Origin of the sequence: Clostridioides sp. ES-W-0018-02, from assembly GCF_020658175.1 — a bacterium.
Lineage (GTDB): Bacteria > Bacillota > Clostridia > Peptostreptococcales > Peptostreptococcaceae > Clostridioides.
The window spans coordinates 187,998-201,037 of sequence record NZ_JACVVY010000002.1 but is presented as its reverse complement, the minus strand read 5'-3'; the positions used below and the strand labels follow the sequence as shown (position 1 = coordinate 201,037).

The 13,040-nt window shown below is 26.7% G+C and carries 11 protein-coding genes; all 11 read right to left on the bottom strand.

Annotation, left to right across the window (positions count from 1 at the left end):
- Window positions 1-243 precede the first annotated feature (243 nt).
- A complete protein-coding gene (helD, locus tag IC219_RS07370) occupies window positions 244-2,487 on the bottom strand; it encodes an RNA polymerase recycling motor HelD (protein ID WP_227831306.1) in 2,244 nt (747 codons plus the stop codon).
- A gap of 129 nt (window positions 2,488-2,616) precedes the next feature.
- The gene (locus IC219_RS07365; protein WP_227831307.1) at window positions 2,617-3,426 is read right to left on the bottom strand and encodes a MarR family winged helix-turn-helix transcriptional regulator; all 810 of its coding nucleotides are present in this window, start codon (window positions 3,424-3,426) and stop codon (window positions 2,617-2,619) included.
- Window positions 3,427-3,652: 226 nt separating this feature from the next.
- Window positions 3,653-4,339 (bottom strand): DUF2461 domain-containing protein, encoded by a 687-nt coding sequence (locus IC219_RS07360; protein ID WP_227831308.1) that lies wholly within the window; start codon window positions 4,337-4,339, stop codon window positions 3,653-3,655.
- Between the two features lie 199 nt (window positions 4,340-4,538).
- On the bottom strand, window positions 4,539-5,405 hold the full coding sequence (locus tag IC219_RS07355; protein ID WP_227831309.1) for an RNA polymerase sigma factor: 867 nt from the start codon (window positions 5,403-5,405) through the stop codon (window positions 4,539-4,541).
- A 263-nt stretch (window positions 5,406-5,668) separates the two neighbouring features.
- Entirely contained in the window at window positions 5,669-6,376 is a 708-nt protein-coding gene (locus IC219_RS07350) for an SAM-dependent methyltransferase (protein WP_227433502.1), read from the bottom strand.
- Window positions 6,377-6,864: 488 nt separating this feature from the next.
- The gene (locus IC219_RS07345; protein ID WP_227831310.1) at window positions 6,865-7,734 is read right to left on the bottom strand and encodes a Nif3-like dinuclear metal center hexameric protein; all 870 of its coding nucleotides are present in this window, start codon (window positions 7,732-7,734) and stop codon (window positions 6,865-6,867) included.
- 213 nt (window positions 7,735-7,947) lie between these two features.
- Window positions 7,948-8,391: a DUF3788 family protein gene (locus tag IC219_RS07340; RefSeq protein ID WP_227831311.1), complete on the bottom strand. Its 444-nt coding sequence runs from the start codon at window positions 8,389-8,391 to the stop codon at window positions 7,948-7,950.
- A gap of 52 nt (window positions 8,392-8,443) precedes the next feature.
- Window positions 8,444-8,911 carry a VOC family protein gene (locus IC219_RS07335; RefSeq protein ID WP_227483036.1) on the bottom strand — a complete coding sequence of 156 codons (468 nt, stop codon included), beginning with the start codon at window positions 8,909-8,911 and terminating at the stop codon, window positions 8,444-8,446.
- A gap of 531 nt (window positions 8,912-9,442) precedes the next feature.
- Window positions 9,443-9,814 (bottom strand): BlaI/MecI/CopY family transcriptional regulator, encoded by a 372-nt coding sequence (locus IC219_RS07330; RefSeq protein WP_227433507.1) that lies wholly within the window; start codon window positions 9,812-9,814, stop codon window positions 9,443-9,445.
- A gap of 959 nt (window positions 9,815-10,773) precedes the next feature.
- Window positions 10,774-12,180 (bottom strand): sensor histidine kinase, encoded by a 1,407-nt coding sequence (locus IC219_RS07325; protein ID WP_227831312.1) that lies wholly within the window; start codon window positions 12,178-12,180, stop codon window positions 10,774-10,776.
- Between the two features lie 39 nt (window positions 12,181-12,219).
- Window positions 12,220-12,927, bottom strand: a complete 708-nt coding sequence (locus tag IC219_RS07320; RefSeq protein ID WP_227831313.1) for a response regulator transcription factor — start codon at window positions 12,925-12,927, stop codon at window positions 12,220-12,222.
- Between the last annotated feature and the right edge of the window lie 113 nt (window positions 12,928-13,040).

The window sequence follows — 13,040 nt, the reverse complement described above, 5'->3', positions numbered from 1 at the left end:
TTTAACTATTTAACTGCTATACAAATTCTAACTAAATAATACTACTAAAAAAGCCCTTAAAAAACATCTATTTTGAATTTTAAGGGCTTTAACTTTATCATAAAATACTCATATAAATATTCATTACAAGTACATAATAAATATATAATAATCCTAAAAAATTAGAAAAGAGTTAAAATTTCATTATTTTAATATTACTTCAATATTATTTTAATATTGTTTTAGTATTACTTTAATCTTACTTTAATATTGTTTTAATAAAGAACTTATCTCATCTAAATAATATATGTTTAGTACATGAAGAGCTCTTGTACAACAAGTATAAAGGAGCAACCTTTCATCTTCATTATTATAATTTTTATTACTTGCATTATATATAATAACCACATCAAATTCAAGCCCTTTAGATAGATATGAAGGCATTATTAACACGCCATTTATATACTCATCATCATCTTTTGTTATACACTGTACATCAACATCATTCTCTTTTAAAAACTCGTATACTTCTCTAGCTTCACGAACTGTTTTTGTTATGATACCAACAGAGTTATAATTTTTCTTTTTATAACCTTTTATATCTTCAATAAGTTTTTTATTCAGTTGATTTTTATCTTTAAAACCGATTATCTTAGGCTCATCACCATGTCTTTCAACATATTCATCATTTATAGATTCAGTAAGAAGTTTTCTTGAAAATCTAGTAATTTCCATTGTTGAACGATAGGTTTTACTTAGATTTATTATACAAGTATCATTCTTTAATATATCATGAATATTATTGTAATCTCCAACATTCATAAATGGATTGATTGATTGGTTGATATCTCCTAATATAGTCATATTTGCAGAATTAAAGAGTTTATAAAATATTTCATATTGTAATGGACTGTAATCCTGTGCTTCATCTATGATTACATATTTAATTTGTGATGTATTTGGGATACCTCCAAGAACCCCTTTTAAATATAAAAGAGCAATTTGGTCCTCATAATAAAGGCTCTTTACACTCAAATTATCCATTGTATAAGTTCTTATATTATCTATAAGATTTTTATCATACTCAATATTCGTTTTATCTAAAAACAGCTCCAAATTCTCAAATAGATTTTTATAAGTGTCTATCAAGTCTAGCTCTGTCATTTTTAAAACTTTAGAATAGATTTCTTTCAAATTTTCTTTTACAATAAGAGTACTTTTTTCTATCATTTCTTCTTTTTCTATATAATCTCCAGATTCTTCAAGTTCTTTAAATATTTCATCAACCCAAATTTTTTCATATGGTTCAATTAGAAACATTATTCTTGATTTTATCTTTTCTAATCTTCTCTTGATTGGTAGATTTGAATAATCATTGGAAAACAAATCTTGCAAATCCTTAGATGAAATTATCAACTTGCCTCTCACAATAATATCTTCAAAGCATCTATCCTCTGTCTCTAGATGAGTTATATATTTTTTTAATATATCCACAAACTCTGAAGATGTTTTAAATTCTATATTTTCTATCCTATCTCTATATGTTATTTTTTGATTATTATCAAATATATACTCCATCATTTCTGATGGACTTTCTTTTTTAAAATCATTTCCTAATTCTTGATGCATATAGTCTTTAAATGTGGTCTGACAAATATTATCTTCACCAAGTTGTGGTAATACATTTGATATATAGTCGTTAAATATGTTATTTGGAGAAAATATTATTATATTTTTAGATGTTATTTTATCTTTATGTCTATATAGTAAATATGCAATTCTATGAAGTGCTATAGATGTTTTTCCACTTCCAGCGGCGCCTTGTACAATTAAGTTTTTATAATCTTCATTACGAATCACTTGATTTTGCTCTCTTTGAATAGTTGTAACTATAGTTTTCATTTTCTCATCAGAGTTTTTGCCTAAAAGCTCCTGTAAGACATCATCATCAATATTTAGATTGCTGTCAAACATATACTCAATTTTTCTATCTTTTATTTTATACTGTCTTTTCTTAGTTATTGCTCCAGAGATTAATCCTTCTGGGCAATCATAACTTGCTTGTCCAATCTCATAGTCGTAAAACATACTTGAAATAGGAGCTCGCCAATCATATACAAAAAAATCATAATCATCATCAATGAGATTTGATAGCCCAATATAACACTTTTGAGTATCAACTTCATTATCTTCAGTAAAGTCAATTCGTCCGAAATAAGGAGATTCAATCATTTTTTCGTATTTATCTTTGAGCTTTTCAGTAAATTCATGGCTCCTTTTTTGATGCTTCATAACATCCATAAATGACATAAACTCAGAAAGTTGTTCTAATCCATTTTCAATAGAAATAGCCCCCAAATCACTCCATAATTCCCTTTGAGTTTCTATAGCATCTTTTTTTAGTTTATCCTTTTCTCTACGTTTTTCCTCAAGCTGTCTGTTAGCTTCTTTAAGAACTTTTTGGAGCCATTCATTTTCAAGATTCAATTCAAAATCATTTAGATTCATATTATAATCCTCCTCAATTGAAATTAACGTTTAATCCGCTATATCAATTATATAGAAATGAGGATATATTCATAGTCTTAAAAAAACTTTTTATTTATGATATAATTATAGTGGGAAGATAGATAGTTTCTAATCTTCATTAACATCCTTTTCGCTATACTTTTCATCCTTAGATACATTCTGCTCATCAAATTTCTTATTCTTGAAAAACTCTGGATGTTCTTTTACTATCTGTTCAAAAAATCCTGGATGCTGTTTCGTCATTTGCTCAAAGAATTCTTCTCTATTAAAAAAAGCTTGAAATGCTTCCATACGTGGATTGTAAAACTCTTTTTCTTCTTGAGAACTTGGATGTGGTTCCTCATGTGGATTTGGATGTGAACCCATATGCCCCATTCCAAAACCTTCTCTTCCATTAAAACTTAAGCGTTGACCAGGATATGGTCTTGAGTGTGCTCCCATATGCGCCCCATCAAAATTAATATTATCATCATTTTTTATAGTTCTCTCCAACTCATTAGTAATCTTAGTAAGAATATCACTTAGAATACTTTTTTCTTCTTTTTCTAAAATATCGAATATTTTATTAGTTGGGTCTTCTTCCTGCTCAATTTTATTAATTTCATCCATACCCTTTGATGTCAGTCTTACTACCATTACTCTACGGTCTTTTTCTGAAGGTGTACGAGTAATAAATCCTTGATTTTCTAGTTTTGAAAGCAACTCGCCTAAAGATTGAGGTCTCATATCAAGCAAATAAGATAGTTCTTTTTGAGTAATTTCTGGTTTTATTTTTAGCATAGATAATACTCTTCCTTGACCTCTATGCGTTCCTCTAAAAAAACCATGTGATTTATGATTTTGAAGGTGAAATTTATGTAGTAACGATTGTACTTTAAAAAATTGCTCTAATAAATTTTCATCTTGAGTTTCATTCATGATTTTTACCTCCTAAATTAATTATTAATTTTGTAATCATACATTTTACTAATTATATGATTTTTTTCGAATAAGTCCTTTAAAAAGGTACCTTACTTGTATTGAGTATAAGAGCAACCCTTCGATTTGTCAAATATTTTAACACTTTATTACACTTTAACTGTACTATATTTTAAACTTTTACTAATATTATGCCCCGATTATACTCTACTCATATTTCTTATGTTTAAGCTTTTCTCTTAGGCATTTTGTAGCCTTCTAAAGCTTTATTAATATAATCATTAAAAGGTTTCATAAGTAAGAATTTATCAGTAACCATTTTACAAAATTCATATAAATTGTCTAAGTCACTATCCTGTAAGTGATATTCAATATACCAGCTTTTGTGTTTTAAATACTCTCCTTTAGTAAAATCTTTTGGATATCCTCTTGGAATATTTTTTAGTTTTTCGCCATCTAAAGTAAAATTCTCTGAAAATTTATGATTATACAAAATAGATTCTAATTCATCTGAATGTTTAAGTATATAATCCCTCACTCTTGTTGTTGCATCTGAAAGCTGTGGTGTAAAAAGTCCTGCTCCTAAAAATATATTTTGTGGAGAAATATCTATGTAATACCCTACTGGAATTGGTACTCGTCCAGCAGATGAAATATGTGCTCTAAATGATGGGTTATAAGGTGATTTATCATTACTAAAACGAGTATCTCTATTCAACCTAAATATTAAATCTTTTGCATTTAGATGTGCAATAGATTTATCTTGATAAGCTAAAGCATTAATTATATCTTGTACCAACTGTTCAAATTGCAATGTAGATTCTTTTTTCCATTCTTTATTTTCCATCATCCACTCTCTTGAATTATTGTTTTTCAGTGCATTTAAAAACTCTAATATACAATTTTTTTTCATAATTTTCTCTCCCTTTTTATATTAATTTTATTAATATTTTTAAAAATTATTTAAATACTTGATTGATACTCAAATACCATATAGCTATTTTAAAATACTCATTAATTAATTTTTAAAATTACATATCTAAATAACTTCTAATACCCATACTTAATACTTATTAAAGTTTTGCATCATATTTTAAAAATTTTCTAAGTATTTATAAATTTTTAATTATTGAGTAGCAGTCTGAATGTAAAAAATCTGTTAGAAATTTTTTTAATTTTTCACTAGAATAATATGATGGAAGTCTTGAAAATACTGTTGAAAAATTTTCAGCTTCCTCCATAGCAGATTTAAATTTAAATATAGTATTATCATCATCTTTTTCTAGACTAGAATACTCCAAGTTTTTAGGATTTATACGGTGATTAACTATTGCATAATTAATACGCTTCTTGCACTGACATACCCCTTTTCCACTTAATCCACAATACTCATCTAAAAATGAGGCCATTTTCTTCCTAATTCGTGATAGCCTCTGTCTATATGCTTCAGAAGATATATCCAAAATATCAGCAGCAACTTTACTATTTAGTTTAAACATTGTACCTAAAATAAAAATGCATCTACTCTCTACATCCAAGCATTGTAACATTACATTTGTACATGAATATTTTAGTTCTTCTTCAATAATAGAAGTTTCAACATTTTGAGATAAATCAGGTATATCTTTTGATTTGCCATTTTTGATATCAGCTCCATAATATTCAAAACTTAAATGCTGTTTAGAAAACATACTTTTTTTATAATTTTGTAAATGATTGTATGCTATCCTAAATACCCATGTAGAAAAAGAACTTTCTTTTCTAAATGTAGATAGATGAGTAATTACACGTATCATAATTTCTTGACTGGCATCCTCTGCATCCTGTACAGTACCTAACATTCTTAAGGATAAATTAAATACTAAATCCTGTACATCCAATAACAAAATTTCAAGAGATTTTTTGTCTCCTAAAATAGCTCTATCTATCAAATTTTCTATTTCATCTTTTTTTACATTATTTTGTGTACTTTCACTCATAATTTCACCCCCATATTAAGTTAGACAATTTAAAAAGTACTTTGTGACATAAAATTTTTATTTTTAGTATATTATTACAAAATAAAAATACCCAATCAACCTAAATAGTCCAATTGGGTATAAATTCTCTAAAAAATCATTTTGTATTTAAATAATCATCTTTATATTTGAATAATTATTTTTGTATTTGAATTTTTATCTAACTCTAATCTTTATCTGATTCAAATCTTTATCAAGCTCTAGTCTTTATCTAACTCCAACTTTTATTTAACTCTAGCTATTAGAGAAATTGTATTAAAATACTTACCATCTTCTACTTCCATCATTTTTTTATCATTTTTTGCATAAGAATTATCGCAGTTTAGCCAATCTTGCCATGCTTCTTCATGACAACTTAAAGCTTCACATTTCTCTAAAATCACAGACTCCGATTCTGACCAAAGCTCATTCCACCATTTAAGAGAATGAAAATTCATGTTATCTTGCCAAAATGGAATAAGTTCATCAGGTATACAATCTACAAAATCTTGTTTTAATCCTGGCATTGCCATTGCAATTATTCCACCCTCTTTTACAAGAGGCGATATGTGATTTTCTAAAAAACCTTCTTTATTTCCAAAGTAGTGATAAGAATGAACACTTATTACTGCATCAAAAAAACCTTCTGCGTAAGGTAATTCATGTGCCTCTGCTTGTATTGGAAATATTTTATTATCTAAGTTAAAGTCCTTAAATCTTTCATAATTCTCAGTTGGTTCTATCCACAAATCTGTTGCAAATACCGTTGCATCAAATTCATTTGCTAAAAATATAGAAGATATACCTCTTCCACATCCTAAATCTAAAATACGCATTCCCTTTTCTAATTTTATCTTATTTGTCAGTTCCTCTAGTATTTTTATACAATTAGGTCCCATCATATTTTTCATGAGGAACTCTTTGTCATACTTATTACTTTTCGTAAATACCATTCTATCTTTCCTTTCCTTATAAATTATTATTTATTTAAATTGTTTATATTTTAATGTATATACTAATTAATCTATTTAGTTTAGCGGATATTTGACACTTTACCTTTTATTATACCATTTATTCTCATAAATATAATAATTCTATTATTTTAAAATTAATATTTATAATAATTTAAAATAAATACTTATAAAATATAGTTTATCATAATAATACTATAAAAAAACATCGAAAAATAAGTATTCTATAGTGAAATAGGAAAAATAACCTTGATATATGTTAGCTATAAAATATGAACAAATAAAGAAGCAGATATGAATAGATTTTGGAATATCTAAAAAATCTAACTCCAAGACAATTTCTTTAAATTCTCCAGAGAGTATTACGATACTACATTATAAAGCTAATTAAGATATTATTCTAAAAACAATAAAATAGGCAGTCAGTAAACACAAATTTTTACTGACTGCCTATTTTTGTTTAATATCTATTATAAATCTTCTAAATAATACTTTCCTTCCAAGAATTCTGATTCTAGCCCTAGATTTTTGAAGTAATTAACTAAAGACATACATGCAAATTTTTCTGTAGAATAATGAGTAGCACCTATAACATTAATTAAATTCTCTTTTGCAATTCTATGAAATTCTAATACTGGTTCAAAATGTTTTAAAGGCTTGGTAAATCCAGTAATATATAAATTTATACCAAGCTCATCAACTTCACTTGCTACAAATGGGTAACTTCCTCCCCCTGCTGCAATAGCTACTAAACCATCTTTTAAAACAGAGCTTCCATAATCATATAGTTTCACATCATGTCCAACTGCTTTTTTAACAAGCTCCTTAATCTCTTCTACTGACTTTAAGGATGTTTTACATATAACTCCTACCTTGATTTTATCATCATATTTGCAGAATGGTTTGACAATTTCAAGACCTAAAGCATTTGCAAAACTAACAGAAGTTGAATAATCACTATAATTGTCTAATGGAGAATGTAATACATAAAAAGAAATTCTACGTTTTTTCATCTCTTCCATATAAGATAGTGGAATATCATGAAATGGAAAACCTTCATCAGATGCTATATACCCCATTGCATGGTGTGAAAAAAGTAATATATCTCTTTCATCTTTATCTATGATTTGCTGAATTATTTCTTTATCTGGAAAAGTAACTGTATATACTTTATTAATGTCTTGAGAATTATCTAATACTAAACCTATGTATTTTTTCTTAAACTCTGGAGTAATAAAATCATTTTCAAAATTCATAAAACTCCAATCATCATCAATATTTTTAATATCAAATTCTAAGTCTAACTTTTTATAAAGTTCTTTTGCTTTAATACTAATCACTCCTTTACAATAATATTTAACTAATATCTATTTATACAAGAGTTCTATAGTATACTTATACTTTAAAAATCAACTATATCTCAAAACACTATAAATACTCACTTATTTTAAAGAATAGTTTATTTTTCTAGTATACATTCTATCTCAATACTCTTGTCTAGAAATATCTTTTCATTTTAATTTACATCATTAATCTTGTCAAATACTATTATTTTATATGATTAGATTTTTTGGAGGCTTTTTCTTAACTTCAATAATCTTTAAAATATCATCAAGCTCTTTCTCATTCTCCACTCTATAATTTATCCATCCTCCACTTCCACAAGGGTATCGCTTATCCCAAAATTCATTTGTCTTTGGTAATAAGTTATCCAGTATATCTAATAGCTTGTCTACATCATTACTTCCAATTTGAATAGTTGTTGTAAAGCAATCTTTCTCAAAAAACACATAAAATAGATGCATTGTTTTATGTGAATACTTATATCCCCAGCCATAATTATTTCCAAAAGGAAATCTTAATTCTTTACGCAAATCATATTTTTTATCTAATAAATTCTCAAGATGCAAAATAAGATTAAAATGTTTTTTGCCAACATACTCAGAAATCTCTTTTTCTGATGGCATAACACTTTTATTCAACATTCTTTCATACAATTTTAATCACCACTTTTGATTTATTTTTAATCTAAAAATACTAGTAACAAAATTATTCACTCCTTTTACATTCCTCTACAAATTCAATTGGATGTTGAATAATCTTAGAAACTTCTTCTACAGAATACCCTTCATCTAAGTATCTTCTGGCTATAACTTCCATAGCTTCTCCTACCTCAATAATATGCTTATCAGGGTCATAAATACGCACTACTCTCTGTTTCCATTCATATTTTAGTGGTTGGTGAACATACTCTACATCTTTATATGATTTAAGTTTTTCAATAAATTTATCAAAATCATCAGCTTCAAAATAAAGTTCCATATTGTGTGATTTTTTCACAACTGTATCTGGATTTAGTCCTGTTAACCATGCGAAATCCTCTTGTATTGCAAATCCTCCACTAAAAGTTACATTTTTCCCTAAATCTAACACAACTTTTTGGTCAAACAATTCTCCATAAAACTTTTTTGACACTTCTACATCATTTACTGCCAATAATGAACATTGATATTTCATAAATATCCCCCCTAATTTTTATTATTATTTTATTGTACCAATTTAAACTTGAAAGCTATATGTCATATTTATAAAAATTATGAAATTATGTATTCTACACAACTACAATCCATATGCAAAAAGCTACCCTAAAATATAGTTATTTAATTGATAACTAAAGGTAGCTTTTTATATTGAATTAATAGAATTGTCCATCATTAATTTACACTCATATTTAATTTTATTTTGGTTCATATTACAATCCACTTATAATTTATAATTTTCAAATACAGATATACTACATATCATAAATATACTGTATATGATTTATGTTTATATTATACAAAATTTTGCTTTAATTTTGCTTTAAGATTGTATTTTTATAATATTTAATTTACATATAATCTATTAAATTACATAAATCACCAATCTAATGTTTTACTTATATTATACAAGCTCACAAAATTTCTAAAAATAAGTTTTCATATTTTTAGGTATCATGTTTTATTTTACAAATAGCTACTATTTTTCTTTAATCTTATTTTCTTATTTTTATTTAATACTTCTTAACCACTCTTCAATAAAAAGTATATCTTTTTCACTTATATTATCATCTGCATGAAGTGATAATAATAAGCTTTTTATAGAGGAATCATGAATATTACTAAAAAATTCTCTCGTTTCAACATTCAAGTAGTCCTTTTTATTAATTAAAATCTCATACTGTGTATGTTTATTTACCTTTTTAGAACTTAAAAATCCTTTAACTACTAATCTAGATAAAATAGTTAAAGTTGTCGTTTGCTTCCATTGATATTTTTGCTCCATAGCTAAAATAATATCTTTTGATGTTATTTTGGAATCTACTTTCCATATAAATTTCATTATCTTCAATTCTGATTGTGGCAACTTTTTTATTGGCATAATAAACCTTTGCTACTCAGAATACAGACAAGCAATATTCACAGTAAAATTTTCATCAATTTAATTGATGTTATATTCATTTAAATTACTGTAATTTTATAAGATTTTCTCAATCTTAAATTCTAAAGTTAGCTATTTGTACATAATAAACATGTGTAAATAGTGTCAGAATTACTTTATATTGCTTAAGTTTTATGAAATATCTTGTACTCAGCTATATACTTCTGGATACTTGTCTCAGTAGCTCTCCCTTCTTTTAAATTTTTCTTTCTAGTTTTAAGCATTTATATTTTAGTAATCTTACTTCTTTTAATTTTGACTTATTGCTTCTCTAGCTTTTAAAAAAAGAATCTCTCATTTATGATTTTTATAATCCAAACCTTTTCCTCAACAGCTCTTTATAGCTCTAATTTAATTCAACATATCTAGACATCTATACTTTATATCACTAAAAATCAGACACCAAAACTCTACTTTAGTAGAGTTTATATGGTCAAAAAATGTCTATTTAAGATGCTCTTTCGCTCTAAATACAAGGTTCTAATAAAATATTCCTCTAATAATTACATAAAAGTTCTTCTAATTAAATCTGCTCTTAAAATCTGGTTATCTTCTTCTCAAAATTAAAAACTACTATATTATAATTCTATTTTAGTAGAATATTTTTGTCAATAATATTTTAAGTATTATTGAAAAATATTAAAAAAAAGGGAACTATTTAAAGAGTTTAACAGTCTTACAATAATTCCAAAATATATTATTCCTATGAAAATTTTGATACCATGAGTAACTTAGCTCTAAGCGCATAAAGCAAAAGTTACTATTTTATTTAATAAAACTTGACAAGAAAAGAATTTATATTTATTCTACTACGATAGAACATTTTTGTCAATAAATAATAAAATTATTTTCAAAATATTTTCATTGTTCACGCTTATTTATTATTTTATCATAAAATTTTACTTTACTAGTGGTAATTTTAAAGTTATTTTTAGACCATGACAATCATCACTTGTGATATTTAATTTACCTTTATGTGCGTTTATAATACCTGCTACTATTAAAAGACCCAGACCATGATTCTGACCTTTAGCATATGCATCACTCAAATTATATTGATTATTCAATAAATAACTAATTTTATCTTTGCTCATACCTTTTCCATCATCTTCAATAGTTATATAGCAAAAATCTAAATCAGACCTTGAAACTACATTTATATTACACCCATGTTGATTGTGAGTTATACTATTTTGTATCAAATTGCTAATAGCTCTTTTTAATAACTTTTTATCTGCATCTATAATAATATCTTCATCCAATATATTAATCTCAATATAAAAGTTATTATCCAAATTATTATTTATAAAATCAGAAACAACCTCTCTCAAGAAAACAGAAACTCTAATTTTACCACAATCCAATGGTTGCATATTGTATTCCAATTTAGAGACTAAGTTAAGGTCGCTTACTAATTCCCTAATCTTAATACCTTGATTACATATAATAGATACTTGCTCATGTTCTCTTTGATAAAGATTTTTACTTTCCTCAAGCTCTCCAGCATATCCTATTATCATTGAAAGTGGTGTTCTTATATCATGAGATATTCCTGCAATCCAATTAGACCTAGCTTCTTCTCTTTTTCTAAGCTTTGCATTTTTTTCCTGTAATTCTCTAGATACAGAGTTAATAGATTTTGAAATATCACTAAGTATTCCCTTTTCTTGAAGAAATACTGGCTCGCCCTTTGAAATAAGCTTCATCCCTGTAATAATTGGCTTTATAGATTTTACCATTTTTAATCCTATGAACAAAGCTATTAAAAAAGTAATTATTGCATTAAGCAAAAGCATAACTAATATTAACCTTGGAAATTGCTCTATTTCTCTAATGGTATAAGTAAGGTTAAACCTAGTATACTTGTCTTTTGGATATCCTGTAACTAGAAGCCCCTCAGGATGCTCCCATACATACACAGGATAGTCTTTTAAAAAGAATTTTGAAAATTTAGCTACATCCGTTAAAGTATAATGCTTTGGTATTTCTTTGGGTAAATCATACTCCCATATTCTGTCCCCATTATCATCAATTAACATCGCCCAAGCTTGATTTTTATGTAACACATCTTTGCTAGATTCATCCAAAACAAATTTACCATCTTTTGAGGTTAACTTTTCTTCAAGCATCATTAAATTTGCTTTAGTCTCTCTGCTAGTGCTTATATCCGATTCTCCCAAGTATGGATATATAAAGGTTACGTATGAAAATATCAAAAATCCTGTTATGTTTAAGATAATTAGAAATAATGAAATCAAGATGCTTGAACCTATAAATCGCCTCAATATATATTTTACACTATCCAAAGTTAAATCACTCCTCTTGAAATCTTCCTATGGCATAAATCAATTAACAATTAATTTATATCCAAGCCCTCTTACTGTAAGAAGATGCTTAGGAGAAGATGGTGCTTCCTCTATCTTTTCTCTAACTCTCCTAACATGTACCATAAGAGTATTTTCATACCCATACATGTCATCCCCCCATATAGCTTGACATAGTGCATCACTAGTAACAATTCGCCCTTTATTTTCATACAACTTTAAAAGCAGGGAATGTTCTTTAGCAGTTAAAGATATTTCTTGTCCATCTTTTTTTACACATGCAGTATTTAAATTTACAACAACAGAATCTCCTAGTTTAAATACTGGCAACTCCTCTTCTTCCATAGGAATATATACACGATTTAGTATACCTATTAACCTTAAAGTAAGTTCTTTAGGTAAAAATGGCTTTACTATATAATCATCAGCTCCTAAACCCAAACCAATCAATCTATCTTCATCCTCTCCTCTTGCAGAAAGAAAAATAACTGGTATCTTAGACGTCTCTCTAATTTTTCTCATAATAGAAAATCCATCTCCATCTGGCAATACTACATCTAAAATTGCACAGTCTGGTTTTATATTTTTAAATACTTTCACAGCTTCTTCATAACTAGAGGCTAGAAAAATTCTATTAAATCCATCTTTTCTTAAGATTTCATCTATCATTTTTAATAATTCTTTATGGTCATCAACCACAAGTATTTTTTTATCCTTTATTGTTTCCATAATCATCACCCTCCATAAGTATATCATATACCCATTTTTATAACTTTACCCCAATAGACTATTTAAGGTTATCGTAAGGTAAACTTCAGCTATCTGAAATGTAAGTACTTTAT